Below are 21,805 nucleotides of genomic sequence, written 5' to 3' on the forward strand. Positions count from 1 at the left end.
GTATAAACAAGAAAACCGAGGAGATATTTTCTCCTCGGTTCTTATTTGTTAGAGCACGTTATTATTTAAATTCACTTAATTCTTTCACAATGCTTTCAGAAGCAATCAATCCTCTTGATTTAGCCCAAGCTAATCTTCCTACTTGATGCACTTTATCATTTTCAACTGCTTTGATTTTCTTGTATGCATCAGAATTTTTAAGTTTGTCTAAAGCATTTTCATCTTCTTTATCTGACATAATAATTAATCGTTCTGGATCTAATTCTGCAAGTTGATCTGGAGTCATTTGTAAATAAGGTCCATCTAAATATGGTTTGTATTTATTAGCATCTTTTTGATCTAATGGTATATCAAAACCTAAAATTTCTAAGAATTGACCTACATAACTTTTATCACTATGGGCAGCAACACCGATTTTCGCTGGTACCACTGGTAAAGTAGATAATTTTTTATCAATACTAATATTTTTAGACTCTTCATCCACTTTTTTATTGTGTTCTTCTAAACGCGCTTTACCTTCATCTTCTTTTGATACAGCTTGGCTGACAACTTTAAATGCTTCTAAATTTTCTTTGTAATCGCCGCCGAAACTATTCAATAAAATTGTAGGTGTAATTTTATTTAGTTCATCATAAATATCTTTATGACGTGTGCTATCTGCAATAATTAATTGCGGCTCTGCTTCACGAAGTTTATCAAGGTCAGGATTTTCACGGTCTCCAACTGAAATATAATCATCCAAGTGCTTGCGAACAGGTTCAATGATATTTTCTTTATTTCCATCATCTGCAATTGCGACTGGACTAATGCCAAGTGCTACTAAATCATCAATAAATGAAAATTCTAATGCTGCAACTCTTTCGATGTTATCTGCAACTTTAGTTACACCTGCTACATTATTTACTTCAACCATAAAAATAAAACCTCCTATAATTACTTTCATATTTAGTCTACCCGCTTCACCTATTAAGAAACTTTATACACTTTCTCAACCTGCACCTATTACAAAATAAAATAGGAACAATACCCTTTTGTATAATTCCAAAAAGATATTGTCCCTATTTGCTCAATTTAATTCGATCGACTCCAAATATTGAGATTTTGATCTTGAGCCTGTTTTTGTGCTTCTTTAAAAACTTCTCTATATTTGCCATTCGGCGCAAAATATTTTTCTCTTGCCAGTCCTTTTTCGACTAATTCTTTATTATACATATGATCTTTATCCAACCACACATATACTAAATCTCGACCATATTGGTCATGTTTTTCTTTATCATATTCTAAGTATACTGTTTTATGATTTAATGTTTTTTTAGAATAATCCGAAGCTTCTTTACCATAAGGCTGCACCGGTGTATTAGGCTTCACTGTTTCCGGTGTATCCATACCGATCATTCTCACTTTTATTTCTTTGCCATTTTTGTCAGTTGCGATGAATGTATCGCCATCGATGACACGTTTAACTTGTACTTCTTCTTTATCACCCATTGAACCGCCGCTGATATGTGAACCAGAATTCTTAAAAGGTCCTGAATGATTAAAATACTGGAATCCCAAAATGACAAGCGCAATTACAACGACAGTCAGGATTGTTGATAAGGATTTTTGTTTCAAAATTAACCACCTGCTTATTTATTAAATTGTACACCGACCTATCATACCGTTTTCCGAATAATATCGTCAATTCTCTAGAGCAATAAAATTTGATATGATAGAGATAATATTAAAAAGAACGAGGAGGCTCCTTGATGAATGCCATCAGAGAAAATTTAGTGACGATTGCAGCAGTCGCTGTAGCAATTGTAGTAGGTTTAATCTTGCAATACGTATTTAAACTGCCATTACTAGTTACAGCAGTAATCGGTGTGTTAATGGGAATGTTAATCGGTTTTATTATGTTTGTCATCCAACAAAAACAAGCAAAACACCGCAAAAATGATGATAATGAAAATAACAGTACAAAACATAAAAGAAAGTAAAAAATTCCAGCTCATCCTGAAAACAGGATAGCTGGAATTTTCATCTCTATAGAATTGGTGTAATCAATTTAGAGAAACCTTCTTTTAGTTTAATCCAATTAGAACGTTCTGCATAACGCGATTTCGTCAATTGTGTAGATAGTGTAACATCATGTTCAAATGCTTTACGCAATTCTACTGCAATATCTTTATTATACATAAATGCATTAACTTCAAAATTAAGTTCAAAACTTCTAAAGTCCATATTAGCTGAACCGACACTTGCTACTTCATCATCAATGACCATTACTTTAGAATGAATAAAGCCATTGTTATAAGTATAAATTTTAACCCCAGCATCTAACAGCTCTGCTGCATGGTAATATGTCGCCCAGTATACAAAAGGATGATCTGGCATATCAGGTATCATTAAATGTACATCCACACCTGAATTTGCTGCCATTTTAATCGCATTAATATATGAATTATCCGGAATGAAATAAGGACTTTGCATATAAATAGAATTTCTAGCTGAATTAATCATTTTTGTATAGCCGAATTCAATTTCATGCCATGTATCATCCGGACCACTTGATGCAATCTGAATTGAAACATCCCCTTCTTCATCTTTCACAGGGAAGTACGCTGGTTTCAATTTTAAATGTTCACGTTTTGATTGAGAGTTCCAATCCATTATAAAGCGGAGTTGCAATGCATCCACAGCATTTCCTTTTATTCTGGCATGTGTGTCTCTCCAATAACCAAACTTTTTACTTAAACCTAAGTATTCATCTCCGATATTAAAACCGCCGATATAGCCGACTTCTCCATCGATAACAACAATTTTTCTGTGATTTCGGTTATTTGCTCTAAAGTTAATCAACGGTAACTTACTCGCAAAGAATGACTCTACTTGACCGCCTAATTTTCTAAAGCGTTTAAATTCTCTGATACTTAGGTTTTTAGATCCTAAATCATCATATAGTAATAATACTTCGACACCTTCTTCAAGCTTTTGCTCTAAAGCGTTTAAATTCTCTGATACTTAGGTTTTTAGATCCTAAATCATCATATAGTAATAATACTTCGACACCTTCTTCAAGCTTTTGCTCTAAAGCGTCTATAATTCTATGACCTAAGCCATCTAATTCAAATGTGTAATACTCTAAATGAATATGATTTTTAGCCTGCAAAATATCTTCAATCATTTTATCGTATAGTTTATGACCATCTACGAAAATTTCAACATCATTATCTTCAGTTAAAAAGGCTGGTTGACGTGTTAATAACATATTAACCAAATCATGATGTTTTTCAACGATTTCATTATCAGTTTGCAGGTTATTATGTTTAACTTGATATCTTTGCTCGTTTAAAATATTTTCAAACTCTTCTATATCCTTACGGTAATTTTTATAAAGCTTATTTTTCGATACGCCTCTTCCAAATAAAATATATAGGAAGAATCCTAAAACCGGTGCGATAAATAAAATAAATAGCCATGCCCAAGTCGAACTTGTACTACTATCTTTAATAAAGATAATATTAAAGGCAACAATAAGGTTAAGTATCGTAAACAGAATGAAAATGCCTGTTAAGATATCACCGAATAAGCCCGGTACCTCAAATGCAAACATATGCTCACACTCCTTCTTTCTCATTTTTAATCTTTTGCTAGGTTAGATAAAAACATTCTAAGCATTAAAAAATACTTTTATTATTGTATAACTAAAAAGATAGGTTATAAAGATATGTAGCCATTTTAACATCTTTATAACGACATTACTTCAACCACCCTCACACAAGGTTTCAAAATGTGTAAAATGTAGATATTTTTTCAGAGAATGAACGAAAAATCTGAAATTATCATGTTTAACTGAGTAACGGAATAGGTATTATTGATATTAAGGAGTGATGATAAATGCCAAACACACAAAAAATTAAGAATTATTTGAATGAGAAAGTTGAATTTATTAATGAAACATTTGATGATTTATACCAAAACGCAATCAACCCTAACAACAAAGATATTTCTAAATCTGAAATTATCTTATTAAGTGAAATTTTCTCAACTTTAGAAGCAGTAGATGGTTTTGTATCAACTCATGATGATGTCGAAAATTTAGAATTTAAATCTTACGCACAAGAAGCGCGTAAATTTTATGATGAATTAGCGAGACTTGCAAGTGATGAAACAAAAGACAAATCACATTTAGGTCAAGAATTCGAAAATTATTTAAATAAATATGAAGATGTTGTTGCTAAAATCAGCAACCTTTAATTTAATATGCGATAAAAATCAGGCGTGCTTTAACTAGCATTGCCTGATTTTTTAATGATTAATTTTGACAATTTACAGAAAATTCACACTTGTGTAGCAACACACCCTCTCAAACCCTTAATGTAACAGCATTTAATAGACATGTCAGAAAACCTTACATATTTTTGTAATGCTGAAAAAATTATGCTAAATTAATAACAAGTTCAAAAATAGAGGTGATGGAACATTGTCAAAAGATGCATTGCGCAGAAATATGGCCGTCTTCTCTATGAGTGTCGTAAATCAGTTAACTGAACTGACACCTAGACAGATACGTTATTACGAAACACATGGACTCATTAAACCAGAGAGAACATCAGGCAACAAAAGACTATTTTCAATGAATGATTTAGATCGCTTATTAGAAATCAAACATCTCTTAGAAAAAGGGTTTAATTTAAAAGCTATCAAACAGATTTTAATGAATGACGATAGTCATTTATCAAATGAAGAAATCGCATTGAGAAAACATGTTATCGTAGAAGCAACACAGAAACCGCAGCAAGAAGCTATACCGTTAAATCGAGGAGACCTTTCTCGATTTATCAAATAATACATTGGAGGATTTATAATGCCAAAACGTTCATTTACGAAAGATGATATCCGCAGATTTGCTACTGAAGAAAATGTAAGATACTTACGCTTACAATTCACTGATATTTTAGGAACAATCAAAAATGTTGAAGTACCTGTCAGTCAATTAGAAAAAGTATTAGATAATGAAATGATGTTTGATGGTTCATCAATTGAAGGTTTCGTAAGAATTGAAGAATCAGATATGTACTTATGCCCTGACTTAGATACTTGGGTAATTTTCCCTTGGACAGCTGGACAAGGAAAAGTTGCACGTTTAATCTGTGACGTTTATACAACAGATGGCGAACCATTTGCTGGTGATCCGCGTAATAACTTGAAACGTGTACTTAGAGAAATGGAAGAATTAGGATTTACAGACTTCAATTTAGGACCTGAACCTGAATTCTTCTTATTCAAATTAGATGAAAAAGGCGAACCTACTTTAGAATTGAATGACCACGGTGGCTATTTTGACTTAGCACCTACTGATTTAGGTGAAAACTGCCGTCGTGATATCGTATTAGAACTTGAAGATATGGGATTCGATATTGAAGCCAGTCACCATGAAGTTGCACCTGGCCAACATGAAATCGACTTCAAATACGCTGATGCTGTCACTGCATGCGACAACATCCAAACATTCAAATTAGTAGTTAAAACAATCGCACGTAAACATAACTTGCATGCTACATTTATGCCAAAACCATTGTTCGGCGTTAACGGAAGCGGAATGCACTTCAACGTTTCTTTATTCAAAGGAAAAGAAAATGCATTCTATGATCCGAACGGCAGAGAACAAATGACTGAAGAAGCTTACCAATTTATTGCTGGTATCTTGAAAAATGCACGTGGATTCACTGCAGTCTGCAACCCGCTTGTAAACTCTTATAAACGTTTAGTTCCAGGATACGAAGCACCTTGTTATATTGCTTGGAGTGGTAAAAACCGTTCTCCATTAGTACGTGTCCCTACTTCACGCGGTTTATCTACTCGTGTAGAAGTACGTTCAGTAGACCCTGCAGCTAACCCTTACATGGCTTTAGCAGCAATCTTAGAAGCTGGTTTAGACGGTATTAAAAACAAAATGAAAGTTTCAGAACCTGTAAACCAAAACATTTATGAAATGAACCGTGACGAACGTGAAGCAATCGGCATTGAAGATTTACCATCAACTCTATACACTGCATTGAAAGCAATGCGTGAAAACAAAACTATCAAAGATGCTTTAGGTTCACATATCTATAACCAATTCATCAACTCTAAATCAATTGAATGGGATTATTATAGAACTCAAGTCTCTGAATGGGAAAGAGAACAATACATGAAATTGTATTAATCTTGAGAATAGCTTTATCGCACTTTGGTGCTAAACAAATGGGATAAAAAAAGAGGCCTTTATTGGCCTCTTTTTTGTTATCTTAAACTTTTATAAATATTAAATAAGTCCTTCTTCGCTCATTTGTATCACTGCTCTTGTTACAGCAAGTTTAACATGTTCATATGTTAATCCGCCTTGTACATAGGCTTCATATGGAGGACGAATTGGACCATCTGCTGAAAGTTCAATAGAAGAACCTTGCACAAAAGTACCTGCAGCCATAATAACGTCATCTTCATAACCTGGCATATAGCTTGGTTCTGGACTAAAATGCGCATTAATCGGTGAAGCTGCTTGGATACATTGGCAAAAACGAATCATTTGCTCTGCTGTATCAAATTGAACTGTCTGTATTAAATCTGTTCTAGGTGTATCATAAGCCGGTACTGTACGCATGTTCAGCTTCGTAAGCAACAAGCTCGTAAATAAGGCACCTTTTAAACTTTGACTGACTACATGCGGTGCTAAAAAGAAACCTTGGTACATACTTGGTAATTCATCCAATGAAGCACCCGCTTCTCTCCCTATTCCAGGTGCCGTCAAACGATAACCGCATCTTTCGATCAAATCCAATCTTCCCGCAATATATCCGCCGATGCGCGCTAAACCGCCGCCTGGATTTTTAATTAATGATCCAGCAATTAAATCAGCACCCGCTTCAACAGGTTCTCTTTCTTCCACAAATTCACCATAACAATTATCTACAAATACAATCACTTCTGGATGCGCTGCTTTAATGTGAGTGATAGCACGTTCAATTTCATCTACTGTTAAAGAAGGACGTTGATCATATCCTTTTGAACGTTGAATGGCCACAACTTTAGTTTTCTCATTGATTGTCTCTAAAACCTGTTCCACATCGATATAACCATCAAGTGATAACGGTACTTGGCGATACGCTACGCCATTTTCTTTCAAACTGCCAATACCATTCACATTTACGCCGATTACTTCTAAAAGTGTGTCATACGGATTTCCAGTTATATATAATAACTCGTCCCCATGCTTCAAACAGCTTTGTAATGCAATCGTAATCGCATGTGTACCTGAAATAATTTGCGGTCTGACCATGGCTGCTTCTGCTTTGAATGTTTGGGCGTATATCTCTTCGAGATGATCGCGGCCGATATCATCATAACCGTATCCTGTAGTTCCTTGTAAATCTGATTCAGATGCTTTCACAGCGTGAAATGCATCTAATACTTTCGCTTGATTGCAAAAAGCCCTTTCTTCTATATCTCTAAAAAAGGGCTGTAAAGTTGCTTCTGTTTCTTGAATCATTTGTTCTAAGTTCATTTAATCTTGCTTCTTTCCTTCATCATTTGTTTTTTGTCGATAACCTTCTACAGTATAGCTCTCATCTTCTTCATTAAAATCTAATTGATTAATGATAGTATGACGTTTTAAGAAATAAAGTCGATCTGCATCATCTGCAGGCACTTTTTCTGTATAAGGTTCCATTTGTTTTTCTACTTGTTCGATTAAAAGTGCACGCACACGTTCTCTATCTTCTTCATTTTTAGCTGAAACGAAGACATTTGGAAGCTGAGACGCAGGTGCAGGTCCTTCATGCATATCCTTTTTATTAAAGATAACTGCTTGCGGTATTTTATCCATATCTAAGTCACCGATAATACGGTTGACTGTATCAAATTGCGTACGGTAATCTTCATTACTCGCATCTACAACATGCAATAGCAAATCGGCATCGCGCGCTTCTTCTAATGTTGATTTAAACGCAGCAATCAATGTTGTCGGCAATTTTTGAATAAATCCGACAGTATCAGAAATAATCAAATTAAAACCATCGTTGATTTGAATTTGACGTGTCTTTGGATCTAATGTTGCAAATAATAAGTCTTTTTCGTATGTGGATTCATCAGCTAAAATATTGAACCAAGTAGATTTGCCGGCATTCGTATAACCGACTAAAGCTACTTGAAATACTTGATTTTGACGACGTTTGCTGCGATAACGCTCACGATGTTCAACTGTAGCTTTTAATTGATGTTTAATTTCATTCATTCTGCGACGTATATGACGACGGTCTGTCTCAAGTTTCGTTTCACCAGGGCCTCTTGTTCCGATTCCACCGCCAAGTCTTGATAAACTTTTACCGTGGCCTTGCAAACGCGGCATTAAATAATCTAATTGTGCCAATTCAACTTGTAATTTACCTTCTTTACTGCTGGCACGCATCGCAAATATTTCTAAAATCAGTTGTGTTCTATCAATGATTTTGACACCAAGTGTATCGTTTAAACTTTTAGATTGTGATGTTGTCAATTCATCATTGACCACTACAACATCGACATCATACATGTCCACAAATTCTTTAATTTCATATTGCTTCCCTTTGCCTACATATGTCTTTTCTTCAATGCGATCTTTGGATTGTGTAATCTCACCAATCACATCCAACCGGCATGACTCAGAAAGTGCTTTTAGTTCTTCCATGGTAGAAGCAAAATCATAATCTTGCTCATCATAAGCATCTACACCGACAAGCAGTGCTTTTTCGACTGTTTCTTCCGTATTATAAATTTTCTCTTGAGGCAAAAAATAATCCCCTTTCTCAATAGCTCTATATTCAAATTTTTTATTTAAATTTAATACGTATAATCCTTACCTATTCTATCACAGTGCATATAGAAAGACTATTACTGTGAAATATGATACCTTTGTCACAACGAGGTGAAATTAACGATGAATATATATGATATTGAAGTAACTAAAGTTAACGGCGATACATATCGCTTAAATAAATACAAAGGTGATGTAATGCTGATTGTGAACACAGCAAGCCAATGCGGATTCACACCGCAATTTGAAGGATTACAAGCCTTATATGAAAAATATAAAGACCAGGGCTTCACTGTATTAGGATTCCCTTGCAACCAATTTGGAAAACAAGAGCCTGGCAACGGTCAAGAAGCCATGCAAAATTGCAAAATCAACTATGGGGTAACTTTCCCAATGCACGAAAAAATTAAAGTTAACGGTGAGGAACGTCATCCATTATATAAATTCCTTACAGAACAGCAAAATGGGTTCTTCAACAGTAAAATCAAATGGAATTTCACAAAATTTTTAGTGGATCGTGACGGTAATGTAGTTAATCGTTTTTCTCCACAAAAAAGTCCAAGTCAAATTGAATCTGATATCGAAGACTTATTATAAGTTGTATTGAAAATGAGATAACACATTCTCTTATCAGATATTTAAAATTAAAAAAACGCACGCTACAGCTTTTTCAATACCTTTTGGTATTGATTTCCCACTGTTGCGTGCGGTTTTTTAATAAACATAATTTATCTTCAATTACTAAATATACAGCAAATAAAACCAGTATCTCATTGCGTTCCAATTTTATCGTCGCGCTTTAAAAAATGGTTGCAATATTACTACGGGTGTCGTGAAGCGTTAGCTAATTTATTAGTACTGTATAAAGCATTTACCAATTAAGCTTCTACAGCTGAAGGTTCTTGTGTAAATGTGCTGATGGCGTGTTTATAAATTAAATGATTTCTACCTTGAGACAAAAGATTTACAACGTTGTCATCAAAATCTACAATTGTTCCTTTCATTTGGAACCCATTCAATAAGAAAACAGTTAATTCTTCTTGGCCCTCTTTGAATTCTTGTGAAATTTTGTCTTGGATGTTTTTATCTGTCATTTTAACTCTCTCTCCTTTTCTTTATTCGGGCAGTAATTTCATCTAATATCAATGGAAGCGATGTTTGAGCTCTATCAAACCATTGAACATCCATTTTATTTTTAAACCAAGTCATTTGTCGTTTAGCATAATTTCTTGAATGCTGTTTCAACTTATCTACCGCTTGGTTAATTGGAATTTCATGATTGACAGCCGGTATAAGTTCCTTATATCCGATGGCCTGCATACTTTGACAGGATGTATAGCCCTGATTCATCAGCTGCTCTACTTCTTGTAATAAACCGTGTTCTAACATGCTATCCACACGACAATTTATTCGTTGATACAATATTTCGCGCGACATTTCTACCCCTATTAATAATGTATCATAATTTTCTGTAAATTGTACTGTTTTCTTCCGATAACTTAAAAGTTTTTTTGTTTTCAAGTAATATTCCACCGCACGCAATACTCTTTTGCGATTATTAGGATGAATATCTTCAGCAGAATCTGGATCAAAAGACTTTAAATAGTCGTGCAGTGCTTCGTTAGATAGAGATTCTAGCTGCGCCATCTTTTCTTTAACTTCCTGCTCTTTTTCAGGAGAGATTTCTTCTTTATCGAAAGGATAGTCGTAAATTAATGATTGTATGTATAATCCAGTTCCGCCGGCAATAATTGGAATATGACCGCGTTCTGTAATTTCTGTTATCAATTTTTGTGCACGTTCTTTAAAAGCAAATGCAGAAAAAGGCTCATCAGGATCTAAAATGTCAATTAAATAATGCGGCACACCCTGCATTTCTTCTTTTGTCACTTTTGCTGTTCCAATATCCATGCCTCTATAGACTTGTATAGAATCACCGCTGATAATTTCACCTCCTATTTTTTTAGCTAATTCTATGCTTAATTCCGTTTTTCCTACAGCTGTAGGTCCCACTATTACTACTAACAAGGGTTTATTTGCTGTCATTTTGTTCACTCGCTTTATTTTTCTTCAATATATTTTTCTTAATCCAGTCGTACATGTTATTCCATGTTTGGTTATAATCTTCTTCAAAAAGTATTTCATGACGTTTATGTCGATAAAGCTGAACTGTAATATGATGAATACCATTACGTTTCATCACAACGCCTAATCTGCGGATTCCTTTACTGTAATCACCAAATGGATCTTCTTTACCTGAAATTAAAAGAACTGGCAAATCAGGGTTCATTTTTTTAATTTCAGAAGGTTTGCTTGTTTTCATCATTTCATGAAGTGTTTCATATATCACCTGGTTTGAAACTAAAAATCCGCAATACGGATCATCACAATATTTATCAACTTCATCTCTTCTCGTAGATAACCAATCACTATTAGTTTCTGCATCAGGTATTCGTTTATTAAAAGGCTTGAATGCTAAATCATTCACCCACTGCAGTCTGCGTCTTTTACCTAATATTGTCGCAATCAGTTTCATTCCAACCACTAAAAAGTTCCCTTTAATTTTCGGGAACAAGCCTGTACCTGTCAGAATCAAACCTTGAGCAGTATCTGGATACATTTCGACATACTTACGTGCAATAATAGACCCCATTGAATGGCCTAATACAATATAGGGAAGTCCTTCACGTTCTGGATATAAGGTTTGCAAGATTTCATAAGCATCTGAGGCCACAATTTGAATGCTGTCATAATGACCGCGTTCTCTTTCAATAATGTCTTTGCCGTGGCCGCGATGATTGTGACGAATAACATCATAGCCTTGTTGATTTAACGACTCAACAAATAAGTCATATCTTCCCATGTGTTCAGCCATACCATGAAAAATATGTACGATACCGATTCTTTCTTTGTTGGCTTTATCGAGTTTAACTTCAATATTAGTACCATCTTCAACTGTTACTTTAAAAGTATTTGGACACATGATTTTTTACCTCCGTTTAGTACGCTCAATACTTTTTATGGATATTCTTCTATAAGTTTATCCAGCTTATTACTATTATTATAAACTATTATGACACATCATAAGCACCTTTTCAGCCCGTTCACAGCAATGCAGGCACAAAAAAGGAGCAAACATTTCAGCATGCTTGCTCCTTAAAGTAAAATCTTATTATTTTTCAGCAGGTTGATTATTACCATGTGTTGCTTCTTCAATTGCTTCGTTTAATTCTTCAACGTAAAGCGCGCGTTGCTCTGCATCATAATTCAACAATTGAGACATAACATCAATAACTGCATCTTTGTATTTTTTAACATCTTCAATATCAAAATACAACATACCTGTACGACGAATTAAGAAATCTGTTGGTTTATAAACCATTTCATTTTGAATGCCATATACAAGTTCCGCATAAATTTCAATTGGTAATCCAGAGTTTTGATATTGTGCTGTATATGCGATTTGGTATAACGTATCTGCATTTGAACCATATCGTCTTACAATATCTTCTGCAGTTTTATGATCTAAGTTATATTCTTCGCCTTCAGCTGTTTTTTCTTTAACGAATTGTTCATAGTTGGCACTGCCGCCTACATCTCCGCCTGAGATTTTAAGTTCTTTTGTTTCACATGGTTTGAATTTTAATTTATATTCTTGCTGCAGACGTTTAGAAACTAAGTCTACGATACCTTTAGCCATGTGACGATAGCCTGTTAATTTACCACCAGCGATAGTAAGCAAGCCGGATTTACCTTCCCAAATCTCATCTTTACGTGAAATTTCTGATGGGTCTTTACCTTCTTCAAGAATTAAAGGTCTTACACCTGCCCATGATGATTCAATATCTTTATCTTCGATATCTAATCCAGGGAACATGTAATTCACTGCATCAATTAAGTAATCACGGTCTTCTTGAGTTGGAAGCGGTGATGTTTTGTCATTGTTATAGAATGTATCTGTTGTACCGATATAAGCTTTTTCTTCACGAGGAATCGCAAAAATCATACGTCCATCTTTTTCTGTATCAAAGTAAACCGCTTGTTGTAACGGGAATTTTGATTGATCAATAACAATATGCACACCTTTAGTAAGACGCAATTGTTTATTGTTTTTAGAGTAGTCTGCACTGCGTACTTCATCTACCCAAGGTCCGCTGGCATTGATGACTTTTTTAGCATGAATTGTATATGGTTCATCAGTAATCATGTCAGTCACTTGAATACCATTTACTTTTTCTTTGTCATCATAAGTGAAGTTCATAGATTTTGTATAATTTAAAATATCTGCACCTTTTTCAGCTGCACGTTTTAATACTTCAATTGTTAAACGCGCATCGTCAGTACGATATTCTACATAATAACCGCCGCCTTTAAGACCATCTTTTTTCACTAATGGTTCTTTAGCTAACGTTTCTTTTTTACTCAACATTTTTTTACGTTCTGATTTTTTAACTCCTGCTAAACGGTCATACATTGCTAAACCGATAGAAGTAGAGAATTTACCGAATGTACCACCTTTATGCATTGGCAATAACATCCACTCTGGTGTTGTTACATGCGGTCCATTTTCATAAACGATTGCTCTTTCACGTCCAGTTTCAGCTACAACCCCAACTTGCAGCTGTTTTAAGTAACGTAAACCGCCATGTACTAATTTAGTTGAACGAGAGCTTGTTCCTTGCGCAAAGTCTTGCATTTCAACAAGCGCTACTTTCATTCCGCGTTGTGAAGCATCTAAGGCAACCCCAGCACCTGTAATACCTCCACCAATAATTACGATGTCATACTCTTTGTTCTTAAAATTGTCTTTAATTTCATTTCTTTTTAAAGTTGATAAACTCATCCGAAACGCCTCCTAATTATTATCAGTACATGCATGAGACAAGCTGTTCATTCTAAAAAAACATAAAGTATTAAAAAATGAGAGACCTATCCCATACATTTCATAAAATTGTACGAACAGTTCTCTCATTCTCGAGTACATTTATTAACTTGCCTTTATTGTAGCATACTTTAAATTTAGTCGTCTAATTTAAATACTTGTGTTGCTTCAACCGCTTTTTTCCAGCCTTTATACAATTTTTCACGTTCAGCTTCAGGCATTTTCGGTTTAAATGCTTTATCTAACTTCCAACGGTTCGCAATTTCATCTTTGCTTTCCCAATAGCCAACTGCTAAACCTGCTAAGTAAGCTGCACCTAACGCAGTTGTTTCTTGAATAACTGGGCGCTCCACTTCAATATTTTCAATATCCGCTTGGAATTGCATTAAGAAATTATTTTTAACCGCTCCGCCATCGACACGTAAATTTTCCACTTTAATATCTGAATCTTTTTCCATCGCTTCAATAACATCACGTGTTTGATAACATAAAGATTCTAATGTCGCGCGTACAAAATGTTCTTTTTCCGTACCGCGTGTAATACCGAAGATGGCACCACGTGCACTCGGATCCCAATACGGAGTACCTAAACCTACAAAAGCAGGCACAACATAAACACCTTCTGAAGATTCAATACGGTTTGCATAGTTTTCAGATTCAGGTGCAGAATTAATCATTCGTAAACCATCACGTAACCATTGGATTGCTGAACCTGAGACAAAAATTGAACCTTCTAATGCATAATTGACTTCTCCATTTAAACCAAATGCGATAGTTGTTAAAAGACCGCTGTCAGATTTGACCGCTTCTTTCCCCGTATTCATCAACATGAATCCGCCAGTACCATACGTATTTTTTACATCGCCGCGTTCAAAACATGCTTGTCCGAATAACGCTGCTTGCTGGTCACCAGCAATACCTGCAATCGGTACCTCATGACCAAAGAAATGATAATCTTTAGTTTTCGCATAAATCTCGCTTGATTCATGAACTTCAGGCAACATTTGCTTAGGGATATCAAGAATTTCTAATAATTCATCATCCCATTCTAAAGTATGGATATTGTAAATCAATGTACGACTTGCATTAGTATAGTCTGTAATATGCGCTGCTTTACCAGACAATTTCCAAACTAGCCAAGAATCAATCGTACCGAACAATAAATCACCATTTTCAGCTTTCTCACGTGCACCTTCAACATTATCTAAAATCCATTTGATTTTAGAACCAGAGAAGTAAGGGTCTAAAACAAGACCTGTTTTTTCACGGAAAGTATCTTCATACCCTTGGTCTCTTAAACTTTGGATAATATCTTGTGTTTGACGTGATTGCCAAACAATTGCGTTATAAATCGGTCGTCCTGTATTTTTATCCCAAACCACTGTTGTTTCACGTTGGTTTGTAATACCAATACCAGCAATTTGATCCGGATAAATATTATCATTGTTCAATACCGTAGCGATAACAGATAATACAGAAGTCCAGATTTCATTCGCATCATGTTCAACCCAACCGTTATGCGGGAAATGTTGTGTGAATTCACGTTGTGCTGTAGTAACGATTTCTCCGTCTTTATTGAATAAAATTGCACGAGAGCTTGTCGTACCTTGGTCTATCGATAAAATATATTTTTCTTTTTCCATTGTCAAAACTCCTTATGTCGGGAACCGTAAACAGCAGTTTAAAGTCCTAAAAGCAACCCTTATCATCAATGTATAACTAGAATTACTGCTGTTTGTCCCTCTTTATTAAGTGATGAAAAAGTTTTAAAACTCAATTCACCGATTCAATCAATATTGTTAATAACCCCAAAATCTTAATAAATAGTGCCGATATCTTTTTTATCAATTTTATTTAAAACTAACCCAAGAATTAATGTTGCTGCAGTTAAAATAATTGCTACTACTGACATTGTATCAAATGCGCCTTTATATGCCGCTCTATAAATACAAGCACCTAACATACCACCTGCAATTGGTCCTAAAACAGGGACAATTGCATATGACCAGTTTGATTTGCCTTTACCAGCAATTGGTAAAATAGCATGAGCGATACGAGGACCTAAGTCACGCGCCGGGTTGATAGCATAACCTGTTGGTCCGCCTAAACTTAAGCCGATTGCAACGATTAAACCACCAACAATAATTGGATTTAAACCATCAGTAAATTTGTTAATACCAATGAACAATAATCCCAATGTTAAAGCAGCAGTACCAATGATTTCACTGAAAAAGTTAGCGTAATAGTTTTTGATACCTGGGTCTGTACAAAATACTGCAAGTTTTGCACCTTGATCTTCTGTTACTTTCCAATGAGGCAAGTACATCAACCAAACAAGTACCCCTCCGACAATACCGCCAAGCATTTGACAAATAATATAACCTGGCACTTTATACCATTCAATACCGCCATCCATCGCAATAGCCATGGTTACAGCAGGATTCAAATGTGCACCAGAAAACTTACCGACTGCATAAACACCTAACGTAACGGCCAAACCCCAGCCTAACGAAATGTTAATCCAGTCACTGCCAAACCCTTTCGATTTAACGAGGTTTAAGTTTGCTACAACCCCGCCCCCAAATAAAATAAGAATGGCAGTACCTAAAAATTCTGCAAAATATGGATTCATTTATTTTCCTCCTTAAAAGAAGACAAAAAGACCCCTACATAATCCCTAAGTAATGTAGAAGTCTCCAATCTCTCTTATTAAATATTAACTTATAAACAGAATAAACTTTCATGAAAGCGTTGTCAATTATTTTCTTAAAACAAAATCAATAATATGTTTGTGAATAATTTACCATAATGATTTATTACTAGTTGTAACATATTCCGCGCCACTTGAAATTGCTGCTTCCACTTCGCTTTCCTGATCAATCAAACCACCTGCAATCACGGGTGTTTGTGTCTCTTGATTAATAATACTGATGACCTTATTTGCAACCCCTGGCAGCACCTCAACATAATCAGGTTGAACTTGCTTAATTAAAGCAATACTGCGATTTAAAGCATGGCTGTCGATAACGAAAATACGCAAAATCGTTGCCACTTTTAAAGATTTTGCTTTTTTAATCACTTTAGGTTTTGTTGAAACAATACCTGATGGTTTGAATTTTTGAATAATATATTCACAACCATACTCATCATGTGCGACCCCTCGTGTTAAATCCACATGAATATAAGTCTTCATTTGTTTTTGTGCCAATAAATCCATAATTCCTTGCAAGTGGCCGATATGTGCATCTAACAGCACACATTTTTGATAATCTGTTTTCATTAATTTCTCTAAATCTTTCATTTCACGAACTGCTGGTAATATGTGAGGATTCATCTCATTCTCCTTTACATGATGCGTTTAAATAAGCGTTCTAATTCATAATTTGAAAAACTGATGATAATCGGTCTGCCATGCGGACAAGTAAACGGATCTTCCATTTCACGCAGCTGATCAATTAAATCAGCCATTTCATGGTTTCTTAAATAATGATTCGCTTTGATAGATTTCTTACAACTCATCATAATCGCCGCTTCTTCTCGAATTTTCTTAATGTCCACTTTGCGATGTTCTAACACATATTCTACCATGTCCTGAATAATTTCTTGTGCTTCTTCTTTAGGGAACCACACCGGATAGCTGTTGACGATATAATCGTGACTGCCGAATGGTTCAAGATGAACACCGACTTTATCTAATTCATCTTTATATTGATTAATAATCATTTGTTCATCTTTTGAAAAATGAAATGTCATCGGAATTAATAGATTCTGTACTTCGTTCGTAACCTCGCCGATTTTATCACGGAAATATTCGTATTTAATTCTTTCTTGTGCAGCATGCTGATCTATCATAAACATACCTGTCTCATTTTGCGCAATAATATACGTACCATGAACCTGCCCGACTACTTCCATATAAGGTACACGACGGTGCGGTTTCGCGTGTTCTGTTTCGCGTACATCATCTTCTGATGATTCAATTTCAGCAGATGCTGCTTCATTTGAAGTTGCTTCTGAATCAAATAAACCTTCACTATTTTTAGTATTTCCTTCTAGATCTTGCAGTACCGCACGCTGACCAGCTTGATAAGAAGCATCAGATCCATTCTCTGATGTTTGTTCATTCGTTTGAAATGCTTGTGTATCACTATTTTCATTAACACGGTCCGTTTCCTCATCAGGTTTTTCTGCTGGAGGGTTCGATGCAGTACGATTTTCAAAATCAAGTTTTTGTTGTTCAAATACATCCAGCACTTTGTTTTTCTTATACAGTTTATTTTCATCATTATGCGGAATGAGAATTTTATCTTTGAATGCCTCTTGAATTTTTTGGACTATCAATTGGTATAGCTGTTCTTCTTTTGATAATCGTACTTCTAGTTTTGTAGGATGCACATTGACATCGACCAGTATAGGATCCATCTCAATATTGATATAACAAATCGGATAACGACCGATAGTCAATAACGTATGATAGCCTTCGACGATTGCTTTATTCAGTACAAAGTTTTTAATATAACGGCCGTTGATGAAAATAGAAATATAATGACGATTACTGCGTGAATGCTCTGGTTTTGCGACATACCCTTCTAAATGATAATCACTTGTATCGCCTGTAATATGCACTAAATCTTTTGCTACTTTCATACCATATATCTCTGCCATTACTTCATTTGTACGGCCGGAACCATTGGTTTTAATTAATACTTTATCATCAGATGTTAAAGTGAAACGTACATTTGGGTGACTCATAGCCATACGATTCACGATATCTGTGATTTTTCCTAGTTCAGTATATAAGCTTTTGACATATTTTAAACGCGCTGGCGTGTTATAAAATAACGATTCAACTAGAATATCAGTACCTTTTTTAGCTTTGGCTGGTTTTTGTTCTAAAATCGCACCATCTTCGGCATATATTTCATGACCGCTTTGCCCATCCGTACACGTACGTAACGTGACTTTAGCTACAGATGAAATACTGGCCAGCGCTTCACCGCGAAAGCCTAGCGTACGAATATGAAACAAATCACTATCTTCATGCAGCTTGCTTGTCGCATGGCGGTGGAACACGAGCTTAAGGTCATCTTCTTCAATTCCTGTTCCATTATCTACAACTCGAATTGATTCGATACCAGATTGCTTAATTTCTATATTAATTTCGGTTGCTTTGGCATCAAGGGCATTTTCCAATAACTCTTTGACGACAGAGCCTGGTCGTTCTACTACTTCACCCGCTGCAATTTTATTTGCCAGCGATGTTTGTAATTCTTTAATATTGCCCATGATTTCTCACCTCTTATTTTAATTGGTTTTGAAGTTCACTGAGTTTATTGAGAGCTTGAAGCGGTGTCATATTAGAAATATTAATTTTTTTCAACTCAGCTTCAATCTCACTTTCAACAGGCGGTGTTTCAAATAAATCGAAAGCACCTTGTTGGAACTGTTCAGTCTCAGGTTCTTTTTTATCTTGAATATCTTCTATTTCAGGTTCTCTAACAAAAGATTCAGTTTGCTGCAAGTGGCTGATTTGAGGCTGCGGTTTATCTTTTTCTTCAAACGCATCTAAAATCACTTGCGCACGTTCAATCACACGGTCTGGCAAATCAGCAAGTTTAGCAACTTGAATACCGTAGCTGTCATCTACTGCACCATCTTTTACTTTATGCAAGAAAATCAATTCGCCTTGATATTCATTTGCTGCTACATGCACATTTTTCAAACACTCAAGTGATTGATCTAGCGTTGTCAATTCATGATAGTGTGTTGAAAATAGCGTTTTGGCATGTGAAGTTTCTGCGACATATTCAATCATAGCTTGTGCTAAAGCTAATCCATCAAATGTAGATGTGCCACGCCCAATTTCATCAAAGATAATTAAACTATCTTCTGTGGCATATGTTAAAGCTTTTTGAGCCTCTAACATTTCGACCATAAACGTACTTTTACCAGACACTAAATCATCAGCAGCTCCAATACGTGTGAAGATCTGATCAAATATCGGTAATACAGCGGAACCGCAAGGTACGTAAGCTCCCATTTGCGCCATTATACTTATAATCGCCACTTGACGCATATACGTCGATTTACCTGACATATTCGGTCCAGTAATTAAATAAATAAATTGATCATCATCAAGACGGCAATCATTCGGTACGTAATCATTATAATCCATCACACGCTCTACAACCGGGTGTCTTGAATCCACTAAATCCAATGTTTTGTCATCGCTGAATTCAGGACGCACATAGTTATATTTTTGTGCAATTTCAGCGAAACTTTGCAGACAGTCAATCTCTGAAATTAATTTCGCCTGTTTCTGCAAACGTTCAGTATACGCTTTAACCTCTTCCCTCAATTGCGCAAAAAGTTGATATTCCAATTCAACTGCTTTATCTTCAGCACCTAAAATAATATCTTCTTTTTCTTTTAATTCATCTGTAATAAAACGTTCCGCATTAGAAAGCGTTTGTTTGCGGTTATAACCAAAATCTGCAGGTTCGAAGCCTTTTAAATTCGCACGTGTAATTTCAATAAAATAACCGAATACTTTATTGAAGCTGATTTTTAATGATTTGATACCCGTACGTTCACGTTCTTTCGCCTGAAGCTGTGCTAACCATTGTTTACCGTTGACTGAGGCTTCTAAATATTCATCTAGCTGCTGATTGAAACCTTGTTTGAACAACCCGCCATCTTTAACAGAAATCGGCGGTTCCTCAACTAAGCTTTTTTCAAGTAAATCCAACAAGTCATTCAAGGGTTCTAATTGACGGAATTGTTCTGGCAATGCATCATCAAAATCATCTAATAATGCTTTAATATTCGGTATCTCAGCAATTGAATGTTTAAGTTGAATTAAATCTCTCGCATTCACATTACCGTAACTCACTCTGCCTACTAAACGCTCAATATCATATACTTGATTCAAGTAATTTCTAAGTGTATCACGTTCGATAAAACGATCAATCAATTGAGAAACCGCATCTAATCGTTCATTAATAGCTTGTTTATAAATCAATGGACGGTCAATCCACTGTTTTAAACGACGTGCTCCCATCGGTGTTTTCGTTTCATCCATCAACCATAGTAACGTTCCTTTTTTAGACTTCAAACGTATACTTTCTGTTAATTCAAGGTTACGTTTCGCGTAATAATCCATTTTCATATAATCTATTGCTTCATAAACTTGTGCATCTTCAATATGATTCATATTACGTTTTTGAGTATGATGAATATAATCGAGTAATAATTGGACGGCTTGATGCATCAGTGTATCTTCAACTTGATTCACTTCATATGCTTCATTACTGATTTCATCAACTACAGTGATTGTTTCAGTAGCTAGACTCATTTGTTGTTTCAAACTCTCACTGACTTGATCAGCAGCAACGATTTCATTTGGGTTGATAGTTGTTATTTCATTTAATAACATACTTTCATCATTGAATTTCGTTACTTTCAACTCACCTGTAGAAACGTCACAGTAGCTCACTGCAATCGTTGCACCGTCTTTAATAAAACTCAAAATATAGTTGTTTTGTTTTTCATCCATACCGCCTTGATTCATAATCGTACCAGGCGTAACAACGCGAATGACTTCTCTTTTCACCATTCCTTTTGTTGTTTTCGGATCTTCCATTTGTTCGCAAATCGCGACTTTATAGCCTTCATTAATTAAAGTTTCGATATAACTTTCAGCTGAATGATAAGGTACGCCGCACATAGGGATAGGATTTTCTTTTTTTGCATCACGTTTTGTCAACGTGATTTCTAAGACTCTGGATGCTTCTTTAGCATCTTCAAAAAACATTTCGTAAAAATCGCCTAATCTGAAAAATAATAAGCAGTCTTGGTATTGTGATTTTATCTTTAAATATTGCTGCATCATCGGCGTTACATTTGTCATGATTCTTAATCATTCCTTCTATCTTCGGTTTAATTCTGTTTGAATTTAATATATTTTATACATTTTTGATGTAATAAGCAATCAATACACATTACGTTTCTCTTAACTCATCTATTTTAACAAATTCTTAGTTTTCATACGAGTTTCAAATTTTACGACATATTTATTCGAATCATCTTATCATTTTAGTTAATTGATT

18 protein-coding genes and 1 pseudogene are annotated in these 21,805 nt (G+C 35.1%); 5 read left to right on the forward strand and 14 right to left on the reverse strand.

Going from position 1 to position 21,805, the window contains the following annotated elements; genetic code table 11:
• Positions 1-61: 61 nt before the first annotated feature.
• Together DYE31_RS07660 and nucI are read right to left on the reverse strand one after the other, a co-directional pair.
• A complete protein-coding gene (locus DYE31_RS07660; RefSeq protein WP_103211887.1) occupies positions 62-913 on the reverse strand; it encodes an ABC transporter substrate-binding protein in 852 nt (283 codons plus the stop codon).
• Between the two features lie 158 nt (positions 914-1,071).
• Positions 1,072-1,614, reverse strand: coding sequence for a thermonuclease NucI (gene nucI, locus DYE31_RS07665; protein WP_015900212.1), 543 nt, complete (start codon positions 1,612-1,614; stop codon positions 1,072-1,074).
• 134 nt (positions 1,615-1,748) lie between these two features.
• On the opposite strand from nucI, the gene DYE31_RS07670 reads away from it, so the two are divergent.
• Positions 1,749-1,979: a hypothetical protein gene (locus DYE31_RS07670; protein WP_015900211.1), complete on the forward strand. Its 231-nt coding sequence runs from the start codon at positions 1,749-1,751 to the stop codon at positions 1,977-1,979.
• 46 nt (positions 1,980-2,025) lie between these two features.
• On the opposite strand, the pseudogene cls reads toward DYE31_RS07670, so the two are convergent.
• Positions 2,026-3,595 (reverse strand): annotated as a pseudogene (gene cls / locus DYE31_RS07675) (cardiolipin synthase).
• Positions 3,596-3,879: 284 nt separating this feature from the next.
• Between cls and DYE31_RS07680 the strand changes: the two are divergent.
• The 3 genes from DYE31_RS07680 (at position 3,880) to glnA (ending at position 6,190) form a co-directional block, all read left to right on the forward strand.
• Positions 3,880-4,239 (forward strand): hypothetical protein, encoded by a 360-nt coding sequence (locus DYE31_RS07680; RefSeq protein WP_015900208.1) that lies wholly within the window; start codon positions 3,880-3,882, stop codon positions 4,237-4,239.
• Between the two features lie 226 nt (positions 4,240-4,465).
• A complete protein-coding gene (locus DYE31_RS07685; protein WP_015900207.1) occupies positions 4,466-4,831 on the forward strand; it encodes a MerR family transcriptional regulator in 366 nt (121 codons plus the stop codon).
• Between the two features lie 18 nt (positions 4,832-4,849).
• Positions 4,850-6,190, forward strand: a complete 1,341-nt coding sequence (glnA, locus tag DYE31_RS07690; protein WP_015900206.1) for a type I glutamate--ammonia ligase — start codon at positions 4,850-4,852, stop codon at positions 6,188-6,190.
• A 99-nt stretch (positions 6,191-6,289) separates the two neighbouring features.
• Here the strand turns inward: glnA and DYE31_RS07695 are convergent, their stop codons facing one another.
• Entirely contained in the window at positions 6,290-7,528 is a 1,239-nt protein-coding gene (locus tag DYE31_RS07695) for a methionine gamma-lyase family protein (protein WP_015900205.1), read from the reverse strand.
• Complete coding sequence (gene hflX / locus DYE31_RS07700; RefSeq protein ID WP_015900204.1) at positions 7,529-8,791, reverse strand: GTPase HflX; 1,263 nt, start codon at positions 8,789-8,791, stop codon at positions 7,529-7,531.
• Positions 8,792-8,938: 147 nt separating this feature from the next.
• Between hflX and DYE31_RS07705 the strand changes: the two genes are divergently transcribed.
• Entirely contained in the window at positions 8,939-9,412 is a 474-nt protein-coding gene (locus DYE31_RS07705) for a glutathione peroxidase (RefSeq protein ID WP_015900203.1), read from the forward strand.
• A 281-nt stretch (positions 9,413-9,693) separates the two neighbouring features.
• On the opposite strand, the gene hfq is transcribed toward DYE31_RS07705, so the two are convergent.
• From hfq to mutS, 9 genes are all read right to left on the reverse strand, one after another.
• Positions 9,694-9,909: an RNA chaperone Hfq gene (gene hfq / locus DYE31_RS07710; protein WP_015900202.1), complete on the reverse strand. Its 216-nt coding sequence runs from the start codon at positions 9,907-9,909 to the stop codon at positions 9,694-9,696.
• A gap of 1 nt (position 9,910) precedes the next feature.
• Positions 9,911-10,861, reverse strand: a complete 951-nt coding sequence (miaA, locus tag DYE31_RS07715) for a tRNA (adenosine(37)-N6)-dimethylallyltransferase MiaA (protein WP_015900201.1) — start codon at positions 10,859-10,861, stop codon at positions 9,911-9,913.
• Positions 10,848-11,798 carry an alpha/beta hydrolase gene (locus tag DYE31_RS07720; RefSeq protein WP_015900200.1) on the reverse strand — a complete coding sequence of 317 codons (951 nt, stop codon included), beginning with the start codon at positions 11,796-11,798 and terminating at the stop codon, positions 10,848-10,850. Before DYE31_RS07720 ends, miaA begins: the two co-directional genes overlap by 14 nt.
• Before the next feature lie 189 nt (positions 11,799-11,987).
• On the reverse strand, positions 11,988-13,658 hold the full coding sequence (locus tag DYE31_RS07725) for a glycerol-3-phosphate dehydrogenase/oxidase (protein WP_015900199.1): 1,671 nt from the start codon (positions 13,656-13,658) through the stop codon (positions 11,988-11,990).
• Between the two features lie 176 nt (positions 13,659-13,834).
• Positions 13,835-15,340 (reverse strand): glycerol kinase GlpK, encoded by a 1,506-nt coding sequence (gene glpK / locus DYE31_RS07730; protein WP_046099400.1) that lies wholly within the window; start codon positions 15,338-15,340, stop codon positions 13,835-13,837.
• A 173-nt stretch (positions 15,341-15,513) separates the two neighbouring features.
• On the reverse strand, positions 15,514-16,329 hold the full coding sequence (locus DYE31_RS07735; RefSeq protein ID WP_015900197.1) for an MIP/aquaporin family protein: 816 nt from the start codon (positions 16,327-16,329) through the stop codon (positions 15,514-15,516).
• A gap of 168 nt (positions 16,330-16,497) precedes the next feature.
• Entirely contained in the window at positions 16,498-17,031 is a 534-nt protein-coding gene (locus DYE31_RS07740) for a glycerol-3-phosphate responsive antiterminator (RefSeq protein ID WP_015900196.1), read from the reverse strand.
• A gap of 11 nt (positions 17,032-17,042) precedes the next feature.
• Positions 17,043-18,983, reverse strand: a complete 1,941-nt coding sequence (mutL, locus tag DYE31_RS07745) for a DNA mismatch repair endonuclease MutL (protein WP_015900195.1) — start codon at positions 18,981-18,983, stop codon at positions 17,043-17,045.
• A 13-nt stretch (positions 18,984-18,996) separates the two neighbouring features.
• The gene (gene mutS, locus DYE31_RS07750) at positions 18,997-21,606 is read right to left on the reverse strand and encodes a DNA mismatch repair protein MutS (protein WP_015900194.1); all 2,610 of its coding nucleotides are present in this window, start codon (positions 21,604-21,606) and stop codon (positions 18,997-18,999) included.
• Positions 21,607-21,805: the final 199 nt, after the last annotated feature.

Source organism: Staphylococcus carnosus, from assembly GCF_900458435.1.
GTDB classification, from domain to species: Bacteria; Bacillota; Bacilli; order Staphylococcales; family Staphylococcaceae; genus Staphylococcus; species Staphylococcus carnosus.

Bases quoted from the DNA above. Each gene is read 5' to 3' on its own strand.
- DYE31_RS07720 (WP_015900200.1), bottom strand. From the start codon at position 11,798: ATGTGTCCAAATACTTTTAAAGTAACAGTTGAAGATGGTACTAATATT.
- DYE31_RS07670 (WP_015900211.1), top strand. From the start codon at position 1,749: ATGAATGCCATCAGAGAAAATTTAGTGACGATTGCAGCAGTCGCTGTA.
- DYE31_RS07680 (WP_015900208.1), top strand. From the start codon at position 3,880: ATGCCAAACACACAAAAAATTAAGAATTATTTGAATGAGAAAGTTGAA.
- hfq (WP_015900202.1), bottom strand. From the start codon at position 9,909: ATGACAGATAAAAACATCCAAGACAAAATTTCACAAGAATTCAAAGAG.
- DYE31_RS07725 (WP_015900199.1), bottom strand. From the start codon at position 13,658: ATGAGTTTATCAACTTTAAAAAGAAATGAAATTAAAGACAATTTTAAG.
- DYE31_RS07660 (WP_103211887.1), bottom strand. From the start codon at position 913: ATGGTTGAAGTAAATAATGTAGCAGGTGTAACTAAAGTTGCAGATAAC.
- glnA (WP_015900206.1), top strand. From the start codon at position 4,850: ATGCCAAAACGTTCATTTACGAAAGATGATATCCGCAGATTTGCTACT.
- glpK (WP_046099400.1), bottom strand. From the start codon at position 15,340: ATGGAAAAAGAAAAATATATTTTATCGATAGACCAAGGTACGACAAGC.
- DYE31_RS07735 (WP_015900197.1), bottom strand. From the start codon at position 16,329: ATGAATCCATATTTTGCAGAATTTTTAGGTACTGCCATTCTTATTTTA.
- DYE31_RS07705 (WP_015900203.1), top strand. From the start codon at position 8,939: ATGAATATATATGATATTGAAGTAACTAAAGTTAACGGCGATACATAT.
- miaA (WP_015900201.1), bottom strand. From the start codon at position 10,861: ATGACAGCAAATAAACCCTTGTTAGTAGTAATAGTGGGACCTACAGCT.
- DYE31_RS07695 (WP_015900205.1), bottom strand. From the start codon at position 7,528: ATGAACTTAGAACAAATGATTCAAGAAACAGAAGCAACTTTACAGCCC.
- mutL (WP_015900195.1), bottom strand. From the start codon at position 18,983: ATGGGCAATATTAAAGAATTACAAACATCGCTGGCAAATAAAATTGCA.
- mutS (WP_015900194.1), bottom strand. From the start codon at position 21,606: ATGACAAATGTAACGCCGATGATGCAGCAATATTTAAAGATAAAATCA.
- DYE31_RS07740 (WP_015900196.1), bottom strand. From the start codon at position 17,031: ATGAATCCTCACATATTACCAGCAGTTCGTGAAATGAAAGATTTAGAG.